Raw genomic sequence first — 19367 nt, forward strand, 5'->3', positions numbered from 1 at the left:
TGGGGGCCCCCCCACCCCAAGCGGCCCATTCTTGCAGAATGAGCCGAGCGTTCTATAAGACAAGCGCCGCGCGCTAAATCTGAAACAGCGCGGCGCTCTAAGCTTTGATTTATCGAGCGGATTCACGCGTTAAATCGATCCCGATTTAACGCGATCCGCTCTAGTGGAGTCCGTTCTCACCGCATGGCGCGGCGCACGTCCGGATCCTCCAGCGTTTGGTCCAGCGTGCGGACCGTCCGCTCCAGGATCGCGTCGATGTCGTCGTCCGTGCAGCAGAGCGGCGGGGCGTAGCCCAAAACGCCGGTCGGGAAGGCGCGGATGACCAGACCGTTGCTCCAGGCCCGGTCAAAGACGCGGCGGGCCGGTTCGGCGGCGGTGGGCAGGGGCGTTTTGCGCTCCTTGTCCACCACCAGTTCAATGGCGGCCAACATGCCGCGCCCGCGCACGTCGCCGACCAGCGGATGGTCGCGCAGGGCCTGAAGCCCGGCCATCAGCCGGGCGCCGGCCTTCACGCCGTTGGCCATCAGGCCATCCTCGTACAGCCGCAACGCCTCCAAACCGACCGCCGCGCTGACCGGATGAGCGGAGTAGGTGTAGCCATGCCCGACGGCGGCGGTCCCGGCGGCGTCGGCGATGGTGTCATAGACCGCGTCGGAGAGGAAGACCGCGCCCATCGGCACGTAACCGGAGGTCAAGCCCTTGGCCGTGGTCATCAAATCGGGAACCACACCGTCGTCGGAACAGGCGAACAGCGGGCCGGTGCGGCCAAAGCCGGTGATGACCTCGTCGGCGACGAACAGGATTCCCAGGCTGCGGCAGCGGTCGGCCATCGCCTTCATCCAGCCGTCGGGCGGCACCAGGACCCCGCCCGATCCCTGGATCGGCTCGGCGTAGAGGGCGGCGACCCGCTCCGGCCCGCCGATCTCGGCGATCTTGGCGTCAAGCGCTTTGATCGAGGCGGCGATGATCGCCGCGCCGTCGTCGCCCGCCGGGTTGCGGTAGGCGTAGTGCGACGGAATCTTGTGCTGCCAGTCGAACGGGACGCCGAATCCCGCGTGGAAGGCGGGCAGGGCGGTCAAACCGGCCCCGGTGGTGGAGGAGCCGTGATAGCCCTGCTCCACCGAAATGAACTGGTCGCGCTGCGGCTGGCCCTTGGCCTGCCAGTAATAGCGGATGAAGCGGATGGTGCTGTCCACCGCGTCCGACCCGCCCAGGGTGAAATAGACGTGGTTCAGGTCGCCGGGCGCGCGGTCGGCCAGGGCCGCCGCCAGCCGGATCGCCGGTTCGGAGCCAAGCCCGAAATAGGCGGTGGCGTAGGGCAACTCCTGCATCTGGCGGGTGGCGGCGTCGATCAGGCTCTGTTGCCCGTAACCGGCGTTGACGCACCACAGACCAGCGAAGCCGTCCACCAACCGATGGCCGGAGGCGTCGGTGATCGTCGCCCCGTTGGCGGAGGCGATCACCCGGACGCCCGCCTTTTCATGGCCGCGATACGACGCGACGGGATGCACCAGATGGGCGCGGTCGAGTTCGATGAGGGAATTGCTGAGCAAGGTCTTCTCCAGATCAGCCGAACGCCTGGCTGGCGAGCGCGTAGGTGACGGCGGGGGTGACGGCGGGGGCCGCCGCCGAGGGGGGAGGGGCGGCGGGCGATGGGGCGGGGCGGCGCATGGCGACGCCGCCGCCGACGTGGCGCAGGCCGCAATCGGCCAGCCACGGGCCAAGGCCGGTGTCGGTGGTGGTGTCCACCCGCAGAAAATCGCCCGGATGGGCGGCGATGATGGGGCCGATCAGGGCCTTGGCGCCGTCCAGGTCCGGGGCCGCCACCGGGCCAATGACCTTGCCCCGGCCAAAGTCGCGCAGCGCGGCGAAACCGACGATCCTGCCGTTCCGCCGCAGCAACGTGATGGCGGCCAACGTGGCGAAGCGGGCGAGCAGGCCGCTGCGGTCGGCCCCAAAGGCCTGGCGATCCAGGGCGGCGATGCTGGGCAGATCGGCGGGGTTGGCCGGGGCGACGTCTTCCGTCACCGGCTGCGGCACGGGTCCAGCGTTTCCTTGGTGTTGAAGGACCACGCCGGTTTCGCGGAAGCCCAGCTTCTCATAAAGCGGCAACCCCTCGCGGGTGGCGACGAGGCGCAGGGGGCGGGATCCCGCCAACGCCATCGCTTCATCCATCAGGCGGCGGCCAAGGCCCTGGCCGCGCATCGACTTGGCGACGATGACCATGTTGATGGTGGCCGCGTCGTCCCCGTAGGGCGTCATCAGCACGGTGCCGACCACGCGCGCGCGCGCCTGTCCGTCGGCGTCCGGCTCGCTGGTCACGGCGACCAGCCCTTGGCTTAGGGAAAGGGCCACGCCCCAATCCTCCAGCCGGTGCGGCCACTGCTCCTGTTGGGACAGGGCGAGCGCGTCTTTGAGATGCGTCGCCTCGAAGGCCAGACAGTCAAACGATTGCTTGCTCATAGGTCGTCCTTTCACCCTCTGCTCCAAGAGTGGCAGCGAGCGGTCCCGGACAGGTGTTGAAGGTGGTCGCCGTCGCGACATCTTCCACCTTTGCTTCGGCGGCCCGCCGCATCTTATGCCGTGGACCAAGCGGACGATCCGGTCGATGGGGGCGTCGAGAGGGCGTTGGCCCCGAGTTCGGCGGAGCTTTGCCAACGCCCTCTCCCAAACAAATGCTGAGGGCTGAAGCGGAAACGGAAGATTGTGCTTTCGCGCCGGGCAATTCGGTCAGGCTCGTTGGCGCGGCGTGGCTAGGATCATGGGGCAGGGTTGATCGCCCGCTGTCCTCATCGCCGCCCCTGTCCGGGCCCCATCTCAAGGAATCCGCCATGACCCAGTTTCGGCCGAAATACGTCACCTTCGATTGCCACGGCACGCTCATCAACTATCAGATGGCGGAAGCCGCGCGCGATCTGTACGGGTCGGTCCTTGATGAGGCGCGGATGACGGAGTTCATCAAGAATTTCTCAGGCTACCGTCTCGACGAGGTTTTGGGCGACTGGAAGCCCTACGCGGAAGTGGTTCACAACGCCCTGGAGCGCACATGCAAGCGCAACAACGTCGCTTTCCGCGAGGAGGACGCGCGCATGGTCTATGAGCGGGTTCCCACCTGGGGGCCGCACGCCGACGTGCCGGCCGGGTTGGCCAAGGTCGCCAAGGAAATTCCGCTGGTCATCCTGTCCAACGCGATGAACGCGCAGATCCCGTCGAATGTGGAAAAGCTGGGCGCGCCCTTCCACGCCGTCTACACCGCCGAGCAGGCGCAAGCCTACAAGCCGCGCTTCAAGGCGTTTGAATACATGTTCGACATGCTGGGCTGCGGGCCGGACGACATTCTGCATTGCTCCTCCTCCTTCCGCTACGACCTGATGTCGGCCCATGATCTGGGGATCCGCAACAAGGTGTGGGTCAATCGCGGCCATGAACCGGCCAATCCCTTCTACGGCTATGTCGAGATTTCCGACATTTCCGGCCTGCCCGGCGTGGTCGGGCTGTAAGGAGCGGTTGTTCGGTTCGGGCGGCGAGGATAAGGACGCAGCGCTATGAAATTCGTCTCCTACTGGCACGACACCGGTCCAGCCTTCGCGGGCGGGGTCGAAGGCCCCTTGTCGGGTCACTACGACGTCGCCATCGTCGGCGGGGGGTTCACCGGCCTGGGAGCCGCCCGGCAGTTGGCCAAGGGCGGAGCGCGGGTGATCGTGCTGGAGGCGGGGCGGGTTGGGTCCGGCGCCTCCGGGCGCAACGGCGGGCACCTCAACAACGGTCTTGCCCACAGTTTCCTCGCCGCCAAAACCGCGTTGGGGGCGGAGCGCGCCATCGCGCTCTACCGCGCCTTCGACGCTTCCATCGACACGTTGGAGGCGCTGATCGCCGAAGAGGGGATCGACTGCGATTTCCGCCGGGCGGGAAAGCTGAAGCTGGCCTCCAAGCCCGGCCATTTCGACGCCATCGCCCGGAATTTTGAGGCGGTGAACCGCGAGGTTGACCCCGACACCGCGCTGTTGAGCGCTGAGGGGCTGAGGGGGGAGGTCGGCGCGCCTTTCTTCGGCGCGATGCTGTCGCGCAAGAGCGCCATGATGCACATGGGCCGCTTCATCGTCGGGTTGGCCGACGCGGCCAAGCGGCACGGCGCGGTTCTGGCGGAAGACGCGGCGGTCAGCGCCATCACCCGTTCGGGCGACCGCCACACGCTGGCCACCGGGCGCGGCGCGATCACCGCCAATCAGGTGTTGGTCGCCACCGGCGGCTACACCACGCCCAATTTCAGTTATTTCCGCCGCAGGATCATCTCCGTCGGCAGCTTCATCATCGCCACCCGTCCGCTGACCGATGACGAGATCGCTTCGGTGGCGCCGGGGAACCGCACCTACGTCACCTCGATGAACATCGGCAACTACTTCCGCCTGTCCCCCGACCGCCGCTTGATCTTCGGCGGGCGGGCGCGCTTCTCAGCCACCTCCGACCAGCGGTCCGACGCCAAAAGCGGGGCGGTCCTGCGGGCCAACATGGCGCGGATCTTTCCGCAAATCGCCAGCGTCGACATTGATTATTGTTGGGGCGGTCTGGTGGACATGACCAGCGACCGCTACCCGCGCGCGGGTTATCAGGACGGCTTGTGGTACGCGATGGGCTATTCCGGGCACGGCGCGCAGCTCTCCACCCATTTGGGCATGGCCATGGCCGACGCCATTCTGGGACGGGAAGACCGCAACCCGTTGAAAGGGCTGCCCTGGCCCGCCGTGCCGGGGCATTTCGGCAAGCCCTGGTTCCTGCCGCTGGTCGGGCTGTATTACAAGATGCTCGACCGCGTTCAGTGACGCCAACGGACGCTCGAAAGCGGGTTTCGAGCGTCCGTTCTTGGGTTCGTCGGTGCGGAGCCTCCGGCGGGAACGATGATCGTTCCCGCCGTTTTTTTGCGTCAGCCCAACCCGCCGATGTGGAAGGTTTTCAGCTCCAGATACTCCTCGATGCCCACCTGCGCGCCTTCACGGCCCAAGCCCGATTGTTTGACGCCGCCGAAGGGGGCGACCTCGGTGGAGATCAAGCCGGTGTTCAGCCCGACCATGCCCGCTTCCAACGCTTCGCCCACCCGCCAGGAGCGCGCGAGATTCTGCGTGTAGAAATAAGCGGCCAAGCCGAAGGGCGTGGCGTTGGCGAGCGCGATGGCCTCCGCCTCCGTCTCGAAACGGAACAGCGGGGCGACCGGGCCGAAGGTTTCCTCGTTGGCCAGCAGCATGTCGGTGGTGGCGTTGGTCAGCACCACCGGGGCGACGAACTGCGGCCCATCCGGGGCGACCGCCGACGACACGATGGTCGCGCCCTTGGCCACCGCGTTGGTGATGTGGCGGTTGATCTTCTCGACGGCGGCGGCGTTTATCATCGGGCCGATGGCCACCCCCGGCTCCAGCCCGGATCCCACGCGCATGGCGTTGACCCGTGCGACCAACCGGTCGCGGAAGGCGTCGTACACCCCCGCCTGCACCAGGATGCGGTTGGCGCAGACGCAGGTTTGCCCGCCATTGCGGAATTTGGAGATCAGCACCCCCTCCACCGCCTGATCCAGGTCGGCGTCGTCAAAGACGATGAAGGGCGCGTTGCCGCCCAGCTCCAGGCTCAACCGCTTGATGCTGGCGGCGGCCCCGCGCATCAGCAGCGAGCCGACGCGGGTCGATCCGGTGAAGGAGATCTTGCGCACCGTGTCGTTGGCGAGGATTTCCTCGCCGATGGCTTCGGGGCGACCGGTCAGGATGTTGATGACGCCCGCCGGGATCCCGGCCCGCTCGGCCAGCACCCCCAGCGCCAGCGCCGAGTAGGGGGTGAAGTCGGACGGCTTGATGACCACGGCGCAGCCAGCCGCCAGCGCCGGGGCCACCTTGCGGGTAATCATCGCGTTGGGGAAGTTCCACGGCGTGATGACGCCGCAGACGCCGACCGGCTCCTTCAGCACCACGATCCGGCGGTCGGGCGTGGGGGAGGGGATGGTCCCGCCGCCGATGCGCCGGGCCTCCTCCGCGAACCATTTGACGAAGGACGCGCCATAGCGGATTTCGCCGCGCGCCTCGTCCAGCGGCTTGCCCTGCTCCAGCGTCAGGATGCGGGCCAGATCCTCCAGGTTTTCGATCATCAGGGCGTGCCAGCGCTCCAGCAGCGCGGCGCGCTCGGCGTGGGTGCGCTTCCGCCAGGCCGGGAAGGCGGCGGCCGCCGCCGTGATGGCGTCGCGGGCGTCGTTCCCGTCCATGTCGGGGACCGCGCCGATCACGCTCTGGGTCGCCGGATTCTGGACCGTCATCGTGTGACCGGCGGCCCCGTCGCGCCAACGCCCGCCGATCAGCCCCTGTTCGCGGAACAGGGTGGGATCGGTCAGAAGGGAAAGGATGGTCATGGTCGTGTCTGTTCCTGTTGCGGGGTGGGGTGCGGTCAGGACAGGGCCGACAGCACGGCGGCGGTGATGGCGTCGGTGCGGTCCTTGCCGGGAATGGTCCCGACGCCGCGCCCGGTGGTCGCGCCCAGCGCGGCCATCACGCGGTCGGCGGCGGCCTGTTCCCCCAGATGCTCCAGCATCATCGCGCCGGACCAGATGGCGGCGATGGGGTTGGCTATGCCGAGATGGGCGATGTCGGGGGCGGAACCGTGCACCGGCTCGAACATCGACGGGGCGTTGCGGCTGGGGTTGAGGTTGGCCGACGCGGCGAAGCCCAAGCCGCCCTGGATCGCCGCCCCCAGATCGGTGAGGATGTCGCCGAACAGGTTGGAGGCCACCACCACGTCCAGGCTGTCCGGGTTCGTCACCATGCGCGCGGCCATCGCGTCAACGTGATAGCTCGTCACCTCGACGTCGGGGTGTTCAGCGGCCAGTTGGCGGGTGATCTCGTCCCAGAAGACCATCGAATGCTTCTGCGCGTTCGATTTGGTGACGGAGGCGAGCTTGCCGCGCCGGGCGCGGGCCTGGGCGAAGGCGAAGCGCAGGATGCGCTCCACCCCCATGCGGGTGAAGATCCCGGTTTCCACCGCCACCTCATGCGCCGTGCCCTGGTGGACGCGGCCACCGGCCCCGGAATATTCGCCTTCGGTGTTTTCGCGCACGCACAGGATGTCGAAGCCGCCGCGCCGCAACGGCCCCTCCACCCCCGGCAGCAGCCGGTGCGGGCGGACGTTGGCGTATTGCTCGAACGCCTTGCGGATGGGCAGCAGCAGCCCATGCAGGGACACCGAATCCGGCACCTCCGCCGGCCAGCCGACGGCCCCCAGCAGGATGGCGTCGAAGCGGCGCAGCGTCTCGATTCCATCGGCGGGCATCATCGCGCCGGTGTCTTTGTAATACGCGCAGGACCAGGGCAGGGCGGTTCCCTCCAGCGCGAAGCCGGATCCCTTGGCCACGGCTTGCAGCACCTCCCACGCGGAATCGATCACCGCGTGTCCGATGCCGTCGCCCTTGATGATCGCAATGGAATGGGTTTTCATCAGACGTCCCTTACAAGCCGATCAGCACGCTTTTGCTGCGGCGGTTGGCGAGATAGGCGTCGCGCCCGAGATCCTTGCCGATGCCGGAGCGTTTGTAGCCGCCGGTCGGCAGGATGTGGTCGCGGGAGCGGCCATAGCGGTTGACCCAGACCGTCCCAGCCTGAAGCCGCCGGGTCAGGCGCAGCGCGCGCGACAGGTCGCGGGTGTAAAGACCGGCGGCCAGCCCGTAGGTGGGATGGTCGGCCATCGCCATCGCCTCCTCCTCCGCATCGAAGCGCTGCACGGTCAGGACCGGGCCGAAAATTTCCTCAACCACGGCGGGGGAGGTTTGATCGACCCCGGTGAGCAGCGTCGGCGCGTAGAAATAGCCATCGCCTTCCATCGGGCCGCCGCCGGTCAGGCATTCCACCGATCCGGTGAGCGAGGCCGACACGATGGCGTGGATGCGGTCGCGCTGCCGTTCGGAGATGATCGGGGAATAGCGCGTCTCCGCGTTCCAGGTCGGGCCGGGGCGGACGGCGCGCATGTGGCCCACAATCCGGTCCAGCAGCGCGTCGGCCACCGACCGTTCCACCAGCAGGCGCGACCCGGCGACGCAGGCTTGCCCGGCGTTGGACAGAACGCTGGTGGCGATGGCGGCGGCGGCCTTGTCCAGATCGGCGTCGGCGAAGACGATTTGCGGGCTTTTGCCGCCCAGCTCCAGCGTCATCGGCTTGACGCCGCTGCGGGCGACGTCGGTCATGATCGCCGATCCCGCCGCCGTCGATCCGGTGAAGCTGACCTTGGCGATGCCGGGATGGCGGGTGATGGCCGCCCCGGTGGTCGGGCCGTCGCCCAGAACGATGTTGATGAGACCGGCGGGCAAACCGGCCTTCACCGCCAGTTGCGCCAGCAGCACGGTGGAGAAGGGCGTCATTTCCGACGGCTTCAGCACCACGGCGTTGCCCGCCGCCAGCGCCGGGCCAAGCTTCCAGCCCGCCATCGACAGTGGGAAATTCCACGGCGTGATGGCGCCGACGACGCCATACGGCTCCGTCATCACCAAGCCGAGGGCGCCGTCGTCGGTGGGGGCGAGGTCGCCGCCCTCCTTGTCGGCGAATTCGGCGAAGAAGCGGATCTGTTCCGCCGTCACCGCGATGTCCCCGGCGACGAGCTGGCCGACCGGGCGGGTGGAGGACAGCGCCTCCACCTTCGCCAGGGTTTCGGCCTCCGCCTCGATCAGGCCGGCCCAGCGGTGCAGGACGTTGGTGCGCTCGCGCGGGCGCACATTGCCCCAGTTGCTGGTTTTCAGGGCGGCTTGCGCGGCAGCGACCGCCTCGTCCACCCGATCGGATGAGGCCATCGGGCAGTCGGCGTAAGCCCGACCATCGGACGGGCGGCGCATCGGCAGCCCATCGCCCCCCGCCGGAATCAGGCGGTCGCCGATCCAATGGCCGATGGGCACCGGCAGGCGATCCGGGTCAAAGGTCAGGCTCATGACGCGTCCTCAGGTGATGGTGACGTAGATTTTGCGGACCGTCTCGATGGTCTTCCACACGCCGACGAAGCCCGGCTTCATGACGAAGCTGTCGCCCGCGCGGTAGACCACCGGCTCCCCGCCGTCCGGGGTGATTTCGACGACGCCCGCCAGGATGTGGCAGAACTCGAAGGTCGTTCCCTTGATGGAGCGGGTTTCGCCCGGGGTGGCTTCCCACACGCCGGTCAGGATGGTGTCGTTCTTGTCGGCGTCCTGCGCCCAGGTCTTGAAGGCGGGCGACCCGGCGATCAGCCGTTCCGGCAGCGGGCCGGATTCGCGCGGGGCGAAGGTCGGGTTCGGATCGATGGTCTTGAGCAGCGACATGGAAAAGCCTTTGGTCAGAAGCGGCGGGGCCGCGAGGGAAGGGAATGAGTGGGGCGTCAATAGCCGCGCCGCCGGTCCACCAGCCCGACCGGATCCAACCCGGCCCAGTGACGGCGCAGGTTGGCGATGACCGCCTGGGCGGCGCTGTCGGGTTGGGTGACGCTGGCGATGTGCGGAGTCAGCAGGATGTTCGGGTGCGACCAGAAGGGATGATCGGGCGGCAGTGGTTCCGGGTCGGTCACATCGATCACCGCGCCGGAGAGATGGCCGGAATCGAGCGCGTCCAAAAGCGCCGCGTGGTCCAACTGCGGCCCGCGCCCGGTGTGGACCAGCGCCGCCCCCTTGGGCAGCTTGGCCAGCAGCGACGCGTCGAGGAATCCGCGCGTGTCGGGGGTCAGCGGCAGCAGCACGATCAGGATGTCGGTCTCGGCCAGCATCGCGTCCAGCCCGTCCGCGCCATGGCGGCAGGTCACGCCGTCCAGGTGACGCGACGAACGGCTCCAGCCCGCCAGTGGGAAGCCGAAGGGCTTCAGCCGTTCCAGCACCGCTTGCCCCAGCACGCCCAGCCCCAGCACGCCGACCCGGCGCCGCGCCGCCTGCGGCTGCGGCAGGGCGCGCCAGACGCCGTGCGCCTGCTGGGCGCGGTAGGCCGGAAGCTGGCGGTGCAGCGACAGCACGGCCATGGTCGCGTATTCCTGCATCATGCGGACGATGCCGTCCTCCACCATGCGGACGACCTTCACATGGTCGGGCAGAGTGGACATGGTGAATTGGTCCACCCCCGCCCCGATGGAAAAGACCATCTCCAGATTGCGGTAACGGGCAAGGTTGTCGGGGATGGTCCAGGTGATGAGGTGACGCACCGCGTCGGGATCGACGGTGGCCGGATCCATGGAGAAGGGAATCTCGGGCAGTTCGCGGGCGAAGGCTTCGGCGAAGATCGCGCCGCGCGCGGCGTCGGAATGGAACAGAAAGGTCATAAGCGTTCCTTGGGCTTTCCTGGAGCGTGGCGCGGTTGGCGGGCGGTCAAAGGCGGCAACGGGCGCCCAACGCTTCGATCATCGATTGGCAGGCCTGCAACTCGTCGAGGCGGATGTGCTCGTTGGGGCGGTGCGCGCGGGAAATGTCGCCGGGGCCGCAGATGATCGCGTCCATCCCGGCGGTCTGGTACAGACCGGCTTCGGTGCCATAGCTGACGGCGGCCAGCGGCTCCTGCCCGGTCAACTCCTCCAGCAAACGCGCCAACGGCGAGCGGGCGGCGAGCGACAAAGCGGGATAAGCGCCAATTTCCGTCCAATCCACGGCGAATCCCTGCTCCTCCAACCGCTCCGCCGCGCGGCGCACCGGCTCCAGCAGGGTGGAGGGATTGACCCCGGCGATGGCGCGGGCCTCGAATTCGGCGGCGCAGACGTCGGGGATGATGTTCACGGCCCGCCCGCCCTGGATCGTGCCGACCTGCAAGGAGGAGTAGGGCGGCTCGAACACGGAATCCATCGGGCCATGGGTCAAACGTTCAGCCTGGACGACGGCGGCGGTCAGCGCGTCGGTCATGGCGTGGATGGCGTTCAAGCCCTGGTCGGGGCGGGACGAATGGCCTGACCGCCCCCGAATGGTCAGCCGGGCCGCCGCCTTGCCCTTGTGGGCGCGGACGGCGCGCAGGCCGCTCGGCTCCCCCACGATGACGCCGATGGGGGGGGCGCAGAAGCTGGGCAGATGCGGCAGCAAATGCGGCGCGCCCTGGCAACCGGCCTCCTCGTCATAAGTGAAGGCCAGATGGATGGGGCGGGCGAGCGGGGCGGCGGTCAAGGCGGGCAGCGCCGCCAACGCCGCCGCGATGAACCCCTTCATGTCCGAGGTCCCGCGCCCGTAAAAGCAATCGCCGTCGGCGCGCAGTTGGAACGGGTCGCTGGTCCATTCGGGTTCGGTCGCGGGAACCACGTCCATGTGGCCGGACAGAACATAGCCCGGCACCATCGCCGGGCCGATGGTGGCGAACAGGTTGAAGCGGTCGCCCTCCGGCCCCGGCAGCACCCGCACGCGGACCCCCGCCCCCTCCAGCACGCGGCGAATCGCGTCCACGATGGCGCCGTTGGGGGTTCCGACGACGGAGGGAACGGCGATCAGATCCTTCAGGATGTCGATCACGGTCATGACGGCTTCCCCTTGCTCCGCGACGCAACGCGGGCGTCGGGAGTCTGTTCGGTCTGGCGGTTGGGAGGTTTTGCGGGTGTGCGGAAAGGGCCAGGGCCACGTCGGTTCCGACCTCTCGATCTTAGCGGCTGGGCGCTCAATTCCATGCTGAATGCGTCGGCGATTTGGAGGATTGTTGTGCGAGGTCGGTTCTTTGCGGTGATTTGTGCGGTTGGGTCGCCGGTAGTCTCAAGAGACGGTTGGCGGCCCAGGCGCGTTGGCCCACGGATGCGCCGACCCAAGCGGCAGACACGCGCAGCAGGAGGAAGCAGTGAGCGAACGCGGGCTAGCGGAGGGGTCGGGGAACAGCGCGTCGTCCGCCGTGCTGACGGTCGACGCCTTCGACGTGCGGATGGCCGACGTCGCCGACATTGCGCTGGAGCGCTTGCAAGCGCTGTCGATTTCGGTTGGCTGGCCGCATCGGGCGGAAGATTGGCAGTTCGCGCGCGGGGTCGGTCACGGCTTCGTCGCGTTGGACGAGATCGACCGGGTTCTGGGGTCGGCGATGTGGTTTCCCCATGGCGACGATTTCGCGACCATCGGCATGGTCATCACCTCGCCCCGCTTGCAGTTCTTGGGGGTCGGGGATTGGCTGATGAAACGGGTGATGTCCGCGTCGGCGGGGCGGAGCTACCGGCTCAACGCCACCCGCGCCGCGCACGCGCTCTACCGCTCCCTCGGCTTTGTGGCGAATCGAACCGTGTTCCAGTGTCAGGGCGAGGCGCGCCGGTCGGAGGAAACGGTCGGCGGCAGCGCGGCGCGCCGTCTGGACGCCACGGACCTTCCGGCGGTGACGGCGCTCGACGCGCGCGCCTTCGGAACCCCGCGCGCCGACTTGATCGCGCGTTTGTTCGCCCAATCGGTCGGTTATGGGATCGAGCGGGATGGCGAACTGGTCGCCTTTTCCCTGTGCCGCCCCTTCGGACGCGGGCATGTCGTCGGCCCGGTGGTCGCCGGGCTGGACGACGACGCGGTCGCCGTGGTCCGCCCCCATGTGGACGCGCATGACGGCCGCTTCCTGCGTCTGGACACCCACCTGGAGGACGGGGTTTTTCCGCTGTTCCTCGCCCGGTCGGGTCTGCGGATTTTCGACACGGTGCTGACAATGTCGCTGGGCGCGCCCTTGACCGATCCGGCGACGCGCGGACCCGACCGGCCCGTCACCTTCGCCCTCGCCGCCCACGCTTTGGGATGACGCGACGCTTGAAACGTCCTTTCAAGCGTTCGCTGGCGTCAGACTTGATGAAAGGATGCGCCGATCATGTCGGCACGCGCACCGGAACCGCCGCTCGTCACCAGCGGGGCCGCTTTGCGGCTTGCGTCGGCAGGCCTGTTCGTCGTGATGTCGCTGTTCATTCGGATGGCCACCGTCGAGATTCCGATCGGGCAGATCATCTTTTACCGCAGCGCCCTCGCCCTGCCGCCGATCCTCCTGTATCTCATGTGGCGTCGGCAATTTCCGCAGGCGCTGAAAACCCGGCAACCGGTTGGGCACATCAAGCGCAATCTGTTTGGCGGCGTGGCGATGGTGCTGTCCTTCGTCTCGCTGGCCTATTTGCCGCTGGCGCTGGCGACGGCGCTGGGCTTCCTGGCCCCGCTGCTCGTCGTGCCGGCGGCGATGATCGCGTTGCGGGAACGACCGGGGGCGCTGGCGGTCGGGGCGGCGTTGAGCGGCTTCGCCGGGGTCGCCCTGATGCTCGCCCCCGCCTTTCAGGGGCCGACGCTGGACCACAACACCGTGATCGGGGTGGCCGCCGGTCTGGCCATGTCGGTCGCCACCGCCGCCGGTCGGATCCAGATCAAGGCGTTGACCGCGACGGACGCGCCGGGAACCATCGCCTTCTATTTCGCGGCGATCTGCGCGTTGGGCGGCCTGATGAGCTGGCCGTTCGGCTGGGTCGAGACCAGTTGGCCCATGTTGGCCAATCTGGTGGCCGCTGGCTTCATCGGGGGGTTGGCGCACATCACCATGATCGAAGGAATGGCCCGTGCGTCGGTGTCCACACAGGCCCCGTTTGATTACACCGCGATGGTGTGGGCGTTGGCGTTTGACGTGTTGATCTTCGGTCTGTCGCCAAATCCAGTCAGTCTGGCCGGAGCCGTGGTGATCGCCGCGTCGGCGATGGCGGTTCCGTTGGCGGATTGGCGCGCGGCCCGATCCGCCGCGCGTCAGGGTGAGGCTTAGCCCATCGGGCCGCGTGTCGGGGGGCGTCAGCGGAGAGATGTGGAAGGACGTTGACCGTTTGCCCAGCCAGATGGGCGGTTTCCAGCCTGGCCTGCGCGCGGCTTGATGTTTGGAGCGGAGAGGGTCAGAGGGCGCCGACCTTGATTTTTGAGCCGTCCGACAGGCGCGACAGGCGGTAGGGGTGAGGGTCGACGCTGGGTTTTTCATTGGCGATCATCTCAGCCGCCAGAAAGCCGACGCCCGGCCCAAGACCAAACCCGTGGCCTGAGCAACCGGCGGCAAGATAGAAGCCGTCGACCTGATCGACGGGAGAGATGACGGGCACCGCGTCCGGCGTGGAATCCACATAGGCGCCCCAGCTCTCGTCGATTTCGATGTTGGCCAACGCCGGGAAGCTTGATCGCACGTTGGACAGGATCGCGGACACGAATTTTGGGCTGGGCGCGGGATCGAGAACGCGGAGGTCGGAAAATTTGCGGTCCTTGCCAAGGAACCAGTTGGACAGCGATTCCGGCCCCACGAAAAAGGATTTTCCCACGCCAACCTGCACCGCGCGCAGACGTTTCAGGAACATCGGGATGAAAGGTTTGGCGTATCGAAGGCTTTGCGGGGTGATTTCAAGAGTCGCCTTGCCGCTGATCGTCATCGTGTAACTGCCGTCAAGACGGCGGGTCAGGGCGCAATCGGGCGTGTACAGCACCTCGCCGACGTTCGGAGCCGGTCGGGAGCGCAGGGCGGTCTGGCGGACGCTTGCCTGGGGAAAGCGGATCCCGAACAGGTGACAAAAAGCGGACGCCCACGCGCCAGCGGCGCAAAGGACGGCGTCAGTCTTGATTAGTCCCTTTTCCGTGTGGACGCCCGTCACCGCTCCATTGGTTATGTCGAGGCCATAGGCCGCGCATTGTTGATGGATCGTCGCGCCAAGCGCCCGCGCGCCTTCCGCCAGGACGGGCGCGGCGAGCGCAGGCTCGGCCTTTCCGTCACGGGCGGCGTGGACGCCCCCGCGCCATGTGCGCTTTGCTTCAGGAAACTTCTCCGCCGTTTCGCGCGCCGTCAACATGCGGGTTTCGACATCATAGAGCTTGGCGACCTCCTGCCATTTTGCCCATTCCGCCAACTGCTTGTCGTCGTCGCTGGCGTAAAGCAGGCCGCAGCGTCGGAACCCCAGATCCTGCCCAATCTCACTGGCCAGATCGTCCCAAAGCCGCATCGCCAGCACGGACAGCGGCATTTCTCGTGGGTCGCGATTTTGCTGCCGACACCATCCCCAATTTCGGCTCGACTGTTCGCAGCCGATGTAGCCTTTCTCAAGCAGCGCGACGGACAGACCCCGCTTCGCCAGATAATAGGCGGTCGCCGAACCGACGATGCCGCCGCCTATGACGACGACGTCGGCGTGACCCGGAAGGGTTTCGTCGTTTGGAATTTTCTTGGCTCTTGGCGACATCGTCCTGTTCCAGCGTTTTTAAAGGATCAACGACAGTTCTGACCAGTTCGGGGCGACGCCCGGCGCCGCTTCTGGCGCGGAGCGGTCCGCCGTAAAAACACAGCCCGCCTTGCCGTCACACTCGGTCAATGCGGGGCGTAACCGAGGATGGCCTTGGTTTCGAGGCATTCCTCCAGCCCGTAGACGCCGTATTCGCGTCCATTGCCGGATTGTTTGTAGCCACCGAAGGGGGCATGGGCGTCCCAGGCGGGATGATTGATGTGGACCTGCCCGGAGCGGATGCGCCGTGCGATTCGCCGCGCGCGGTCCAAATCCGACGACTGGACATGACCGCCCAGCCCGAACACCGTGTCGTTGGCGATGGCCACGGCCTCCTCTTCGCTCTCATAGGGCATGATGCAGAGCACCGGGCCGAAAATCTCCTCCTGGGCGACGCGCATGCCGGTGGCGACGCCCGAAAAAATGGTGGGCCGCGCAAAATACCCGTGAGTGATCCCTGCGGGTTTGCCGAGGCCGCCACAGAGCAGCGTCGCGCCCTCTGCGACGCCAACCGCGATCATCCGCTGCACCCGGTCAAACTGCGCCTTGTTCGCGATTGGCCCCAGAGTGGTTTTGGGATCCTGTGGGTCGCCAACGACGAGCGTCTCAACATGGCGTCGGGCCAAGGCCTCGACCTCGCCCAGCCGGTCGGCGGGCACGATCATCCGGGTCGGCGCGCTGCACGACTGTCCGACGTTGCGAAAGGCCGAGGTGACGCCAAGCGGCACCGCCCGTGCAAAATCGGCGTCGGGCAACAGGATGTTGGGTGATTTGCCGCCCAGTTCCTGGACCACGCGCTTGACCGTCGTGGCGGCGGTCTGCGCCACCAGAACTCCGGCGCGCACCGATCCGGTGATCGACACCATATCGACATCGGGATGTGCGGCGATGGCCGCGCCAACCTCCTCGCCGGCGCCGTTGACCATGTTGAAAACGCCCGGCGGCGTTCCCGCGTCATGCATGATTTGGGCGAACAAAAGCGCGCTGAAGGGCGACAGCTCGCTGGGTTTCAGCACGACGGCGCAGCCTGCGGCGATGGCGGGCGCCAGCTTGGCGGTGATCTGGTAGAGCGGCCAGTTCCAGGGCGTGATGAGGCCGCACACGCCGATTGGCTCGCGGACAATCGCCGTCGGTCCCTTCTGGACGATGAAGTCATAGGTGGCCAGCGTCTCGACCGCCGCCCGCACATGCGCGATGGCCAACGGCGCCTGCGAGGCGCGGGCAAAGCTGATGGCGGTTCCCATTTCCGCCGTCATGGCTTGCGCCAGCTCCTCCGCCCGGGACTCCATCAAATCTGCGATCCGTCGCAGCAAGGATCGCCGCTCCTCCACCGAGGTCATGGCGAAGGCCGGGAACGCGGCGCGGGCGGCGGCGACCGCTTGATCGACGTCGCGGGCCGTTCCGGCGGCGATGGAGCCGATGACGGCTTCGGTGGCTGGGTTGACCACCTCTATGGTCGCGTCCGAGGAGGGGGCGACCCATTGGCCATCAATGTAGAACTGTCGGGCGTTTGCTGTGTCCATGTTCGCTCTCCTCCTGACGCGGACGCTTAGCCGTCCAGGCTGGGCTTCAGCGCAGAAAATCCTGCAATTTGTAATAGGCGCCAACGAATGGCAGAAACCATGTCGGGCCGAAATGGCCGGGAATGGCCGGCCAGTTGAAATCACGCCAGGGATTGGCGGCGGCGTCGCCGTCCATGATTTTCGCCATGATCTGGCCCATATAGGTTGACATCTGCGTGCCGTGCCCGCTGTAGCCCATGGAATAGAACAGGCCGTCCTGTTCGCCCGCGCGGGGCAGGCGGTCCGCCGTCATGTCCACCATGCCGCCCCAGCAATAATCGATCCTTACGTCGGACAGGTCGGGAAAGATCTCGATCATCGACTGTCGGAGGATCGCGCCGCTCTTGACGTCGGAACGGGCGTTGGACGCGGCGAAGCGCGCCCGCCCGCCGAACAGCAGCCGGTTGTCGGGCGTGACGCGGAAATAGGTGACGAAATTCTTGGTGTTCGTCGCGTTGCGGCGGTGGGGCAGCAGGCTGTCCAGGCGGGCGACCGACAAAGGCTCCGTCGCGATCAGGAACGCGCCGACCGGCACGATGCGGCGGCGGAAGTAGGACAGCGGGCCGACGGCGGAGGTTCCCGTCGCCAGCAAGACCTGTTTGGCCGTGATGGAGCCGGACGGCGTGGTCAGGCGATGCGCGTGACCGTTCAGCCGTTTCATGCCGATGACCGGCGCGTTCTCATACAGCCGGGCGCCGTGCCGCGTGGCCGCCGTCGCCAGACCATGGACAAACTTGCCCATGTGCATGGCCGCGCTGTTGGGAAAGAGCAAGCCGCCGAAATAACGGTCGCTTCCCACCTCCGTTCCCAAATCCTTGCGCGGAATCAGGCGGCAGTCGGGATCCGCGCCCTGCGCCATCAACGCCTGGGAGCGCGCGAGCTTGTCGTAATGCGCGGGCTTCGCCGCCAGCTTCAACTTGCCGACCCGCTTGAAATCGCAGTCGATGCCCTCGTCCTGGATGATGCGCTCGACCGTGTCCACCGCCGTGTTGAAGCTCAGATAGAGCCGTTTGGCGAGGTCCGGCCCCAACCGGCCAACCATTCCGGCATAGTCCTGCGCGAAGCCGTTGTTGCACATCCCGCCATTGCGGCCCGACGCGCAGCCGCCCAGGGATCCGGCTTCGAGCAGGACCACCCGCGCGCCTTTCTTCGCCAGGGCCAGCGACGCGGAAAGCCCGGTGAAGCCGCCGCCCACGACCGCCACGTCACAATCCCCCTCGACAGGACCTTGGTCGAGGGCGAGGAATTTGGGGGCGGTGTCGAGCCAGTAAGGTGTCAGTTTCATCGCGTTCGCCTCAACCAAAGGATTGGCTGGCAAGGCCAAAGATGCGTTCCGGCCCGACCGCCGGAGGACGGATCCCCCGGACCATCGTCGTGACCGCGCCGACGTTCGCCAAGCCTTGCGCGGTCAGCCAATCGCCAAGGTCGCTGTCGTTGGGGCCGCCGTCGTTGGGAATGTCCACGCGCAGGAAGGCGCCCGCCTTCGCGCGGAGAAAACGCCGGATGAGCGATTGGGCGTCGCCCGCAGATCGGGCGATGATCGGGCCGATGGCGTGACCCAGACCAAACGGGCGGCACATGGCGAAACCCTGGACCTCCCCATCGCGCTCGATCACGGCGGCGGCGCCGATCCGATCAAACGCCGCGATCAGCCTTGCCCGTTCCGCGCCGAACGCGCTCTCGTCGATGCGCAGGATCGCGGGAAAATCGTCCGGTCGCGCCGGGCGCACGAGATGGTCATGGCCGGACAGCGGCGTCCGGGCCGCGTCCATCGGCGTTGGCCCCTGGTGCTGGTGAACGGCGCCGACGCTGCGGAAGCCGAACGCCTCATAAAGGCGAAGACCTTCCAGGGTCGCGTTGAGCAACACGCAGCGGTCTTTGTTGGCCGCGAGCAGAGCGTCCATCAGGAGGCGCCCAACGCCTCGGCCCTGCATGTCGGGGGACACGATGATCGTTCCACAGGTCGCGAAAGCGTCGCCATAGGACCACCACAGGGCCGAGGCCAGGATCCGATCCTCGGACTCCACCAGCACGCCCTGTCCCAACGCCAGGGCGACGCGCCAGTCCTCTCGACGATAGGGCCAACGGACCGCCTGCGACAACCGCAGGGCGCCGTCAAGATCGCGGTCTGCGGGGGTCATCGGTCGCAACGTGGCGGCGGCAACGGTGGTGGTCACGCGTCCAATTCCCTAGCAACAGTGTCAATCAGCGGGCGTCGCGATGGCCGCGCTTTTCAGACAGGCCGCGATGGCGTCGATTTCGACCAGACAGCCATAATGAAGTTCGGGCGCCGGCACGATGGATCGCGCGGGGCGGACGTTCCCCATCATTTCGGCGTAGATGGCGTTGAAGCGCGGCCAGTTTTCGATGCCGACGAGGTAAACCGTCACCTTCAGCACGGTTTCGGGCGATCCGCCCGCCGCCTCCACCACCGCCAGCATGTTTTGGATCGCCAACCGCGCCTGCTGCTCAAACGGCGCCGCGCAATGGCGCGCGCCGTCGGGCGCGATGGGCAATTGGCCCGACACATAGATCAGGCCGCCGTGCCGAACGCCTTGGGCGTAATGCCCGCCGGCCGGCGCGGCTTTGTCGGTGGACACCGCCGCGACAAGCGGCGTGTCCGTGTTGCGATCGCCCATC

The 19367-nt window shown here is 67.2% G+C and carries 17 protein-coding genes; 4 read left to right on the forward strand and 13 right to left on the reverse strand.

The window, feature by feature from the left end; genetic code table 11:
• Positions 1-176 precede the first annotated feature (176 nt).
• Together ACODS4_RS19260 and ACODS4_RS19265 are read right to left on the reverse strand one after the other, a co-directional pair.
• Positions 177-1553, reverse strand: coding sequence for an aspartate aminotransferase family protein (locus ACODS4_RS19260; RefSeq protein ID WP_488866486.1), 1377 nt, complete (start codon positions 1551-1553; stop codon positions 177-179).
• A gap of 13 nt (positions 1554-1566) precedes the next feature.
• Positions 1567-2463, reverse strand: a complete 897-nt coding sequence (locus tag ACODS4_RS19265) for a GNAT family N-acetyltransferase (RefSeq protein WP_488866487.1) — start codon at positions 2461-2463, stop codon at positions 1567-1569.
• Positions 2464-2831: 368 nt separating this feature from the next.
• Here ACODS4_RS19265 and ACODS4_RS19270 point away from each other — a divergent pair, with 368 nt between their 5' ends.
• Both ACODS4_RS19270 and ACODS4_RS19275 read left to right on the forward strand, forming a co-directional pair.
• On the forward strand, positions 2832-3500 hold the full coding sequence (locus tag ACODS4_RS19270) for a haloacid dehalogenase type II (RefSeq protein WP_488866489.1): 669 nt from the start codon (positions 2832-2834) through the stop codon (positions 3498-3500).
• A gap of 45 nt (positions 3501-3545) precedes the next feature.
• On the forward strand, positions 3546-4820 hold the full coding sequence (locus ACODS4_RS19275) for an NAD(P)/FAD-dependent oxidoreductase (RefSeq protein ID WP_488866491.1): 1275 nt from the start codon (positions 3546-3548) through the stop codon (positions 4818-4820).
• A 101-nt stretch (positions 4821-4921) separates the two neighbouring features.
• On the opposite strand, the gene ACODS4_RS19280 is transcribed toward ACODS4_RS19275, so the two are convergent.
• From ACODS4_RS19280 to argE, 6 genes are read right to left on the reverse strand one after another with little or no spacing between them, the layout of a single operon-like run.
• Entirely contained in the window at positions 4922-6385 is a 1464-nt protein-coding gene (locus tag ACODS4_RS19280; RefSeq protein ID WP_488866493.1) for an NAD-dependent succinate-semialdehyde dehydrogenase, read from the reverse strand.
• A 35-nt stretch (positions 6386-6420) separates the two neighbouring features.
• A complete protein-coding gene (locus ACODS4_RS19285; RefSeq protein ID WP_488866495.1) occupies positions 6421-7464 on the reverse strand; it encodes a tartrate dehydrogenase in 1044 nt (347 codons plus the stop codon).
• A 10-nt stretch (positions 7465-7474) separates the two neighbouring features.
• Positions 7475-8941, reverse strand: coding sequence for an aldehyde dehydrogenase family protein (locus ACODS4_RS19290; RefSeq protein WP_488866497.1), 1467 nt, complete (start codon positions 8939-8941; stop codon positions 7475-7477).
• A gap of 9 nt (positions 8942-8950) precedes the next feature.
• The gene (locus tag ACODS4_RS19295; protein ID WP_488866499.1) at positions 8951-9304 is read right to left on the reverse strand and encodes a cupin domain-containing protein; all 354 of its coding nucleotides are present in this window, start codon (positions 9302-9304) and stop codon (positions 8951-8953) included.
• Positions 9305-9360: 56 nt separating this feature from the next.
• The gene (locus tag ACODS4_RS19300) at positions 9361-10284 is read right to left on the reverse strand and encodes a 2-hydroxyacid dehydrogenase (protein ID WP_488866501.1); all 924 of its coding nucleotides are present in this window, start codon (positions 10282-10284) and stop codon (positions 9361-9363) included.
• 46 nt (positions 10285-10330) lie between these two features.
• Positions 10331-11455 (reverse strand): acetylornithine deacetylase, encoded by a 1125-nt coding sequence (gene argE / locus ACODS4_RS19305; RefSeq protein ID WP_488866503.1) that lies wholly within the window; start codon positions 11453-11455, stop codon positions 10331-10333.
• Between the two features lie 310 nt (positions 11456-11765).
• Here argE and ACODS4_RS19310 point away from each other — a divergent pair, with 310 nt between their 5' ends.
• Both ACODS4_RS19310 and ACODS4_RS19315 read left to right on the forward strand, forming a co-directional pair.
• The gene (locus ACODS4_RS19310; RefSeq protein WP_488866505.1) at positions 11766-12689 is read left to right on the forward strand and encodes a GNAT family N-acetyltransferase; all 924 of its coding nucleotides are present in this window, start codon (positions 11766-11768) and stop codon (positions 12687-12689) included.
• Positions 12690-12755: 66 nt separating this feature from the next.
• Positions 12756-13679 carry a DMT family transporter gene (locus ACODS4_RS19315; RefSeq protein ID WP_488866507.1) on the forward strand — a complete coding sequence of 308 codons (924 nt, stop codon included), beginning with the start codon at positions 12756-12758 and terminating at the stop codon, positions 13677-13679.
• A gap of 124 nt (positions 13680-13803) precedes the next feature.
• On the opposite strand, the gene ACODS4_RS19320 is transcribed toward ACODS4_RS19315, so the two are convergent.
• The 5 genes from ACODS4_RS19320 to ACODS4_RS19340 all read right to left on the reverse strand — a co-directional run bounded on the left by ACODS4_RS19320 (position 13804) and on the right by ACODS4_RS19340 (position 19366).
• Positions 13804-15126, reverse strand: a complete 1323-nt coding sequence (locus ACODS4_RS19320) for an NAD(P)/FAD-dependent oxidoreductase (protein ID WP_488866509.1) — start codon at positions 15124-15126, stop codon at positions 13804-13806.
• Positions 15127-15251: 125 nt separating this feature from the next.
• A complete protein-coding gene (locus tag ACODS4_RS19325; RefSeq protein ID WP_488866511.1) occupies positions 15252-16688 on the reverse strand; it encodes an aldehyde dehydrogenase family protein in 1437 nt (478 codons plus the stop codon).
• Between the two features lie 46 nt (positions 16689-16734).
• The gene (locus ACODS4_RS19330) at positions 16735-18012 is read right to left on the reverse strand and encodes an NAD(P)/FAD-dependent oxidoreductase (protein WP_488866513.1); all 1278 of its coding nucleotides are present in this window, start codon (positions 18010-18012) and stop codon (positions 16735-16737) included.
• Positions 18013-18022: 10 nt separating this feature from the next.
• Positions 18023-18904: a GNAT family N-acetyltransferase gene (locus ACODS4_RS19335; protein WP_488866515.1), complete on the reverse strand. Its 882-nt coding sequence runs from the start codon at positions 18902-18904 to the stop codon at positions 18023-18025.
• Positions 18905-18928: 24 nt separating this feature from the next.
• On the reverse strand, positions 18929-19366 hold the full coding sequence (locus ACODS4_RS19340) for a RidA family protein (protein WP_488866517.1): 438 nt from the start codon (positions 19364-19366) through the stop codon (positions 18929-18931).
• Position 19367 lies beyond the last annotated feature (1 nt).

The organism is Azospirillum sp. FG154 (genome assembly GCF_057809575.1).

Bases quoted from the DNA above. Each gene is read 5' to 3' on its own strand.
- ACODS4_RS19340 (WP_488866517.1), bottom strand. From the start codon at position 19,366: ATGGGCGATCGCAACACGGACACGCCGCTTGTCGCGGCGGTGTCCACC.
- ACODS4_RS19295 (WP_488866499.1), bottom strand. From the start codon at position 9,304: ATGTCGCTGCTCAAGACCATCGATCCGAACCCGACCTTCGCCCCGCGC.
- ACODS4_RS19315 (WP_488866507.1), top strand. From the start codon at position 12,756: ATGTCGGCACGCGCACCGGAACCGCCGCTCGTCACCAGCGGGGCCGCT.
- ACODS4_RS19270 (WP_488866489.1), top strand. From the start codon at position 2,832: ATGACCCAGTTTCGGCCGAAATACGTCACCTTCGATTGCCACGGCACG.
- ACODS4_RS19325 (WP_488866511.1), bottom strand. From the start codon at position 16,688: ATGGACACAGCAAACGCCCGACAGTTCTACATTGATGGCCAATGGGTC.
- ACODS4_RS19330 (WP_488866513.1), bottom strand. From the start codon at position 18,012: ATGAAACTGACACCTTACTGGCTCGACACCGCCCCCAAATTCCTCGCC.
- ACODS4_RS19320 (WP_488866509.1), bottom strand. From the start codon at position 15,126: ATGTCGCCAAGAGCCAAGAAAATTCCAAACGACGAAACCCTTCCGGGT.
- ACODS4_RS19280 (WP_488866493.1), bottom strand. From the start codon at position 6,385: ATGACCATCCTTTCCCTTCTGACCGATCCCACCCTGTTCCGCGAACAG.
- ACODS4_RS19275 (WP_488866491.1), top strand. From the start codon at position 3,546: ATGAAATTCGTCTCCTACTGGCACGACACCGGTCCAGCCTTCGCGGGC.
- ACODS4_RS19285 (WP_488866495.1), bottom strand. From the start codon at position 7,464: ATGAAAACCCATTCCATTGCGATCATCAAGGGCGACGGCATCGGACAC.
- ACODS4_RS19265 (WP_488866487.1), bottom strand. From the start codon at position 2,463: ATGAGCAAGCAATCGTTTGACTGTCTGGCCTTCGAGGCGACGCATCTC.
- ACODS4_RS19300 (WP_488866501.1), bottom strand. From the start codon at position 10,284: ATGACCTTTCTGTTCCATTCCGACGCCGCGCGCGGCGCGATCTTCGCC.
- ACODS4_RS19290 (WP_488866497.1), bottom strand. From the start codon at position 8,941: ATGAGCCTGACCTTTGACCCGGATCGCCTGCCGGTGCCCATCGGCCAT.
- argE (WP_488866503.1), bottom strand. From the start codon at position 11,455: ATGACCGTGATCGACATCCTGAAGGATCTGATCGCCGTTCCCTCCGTC.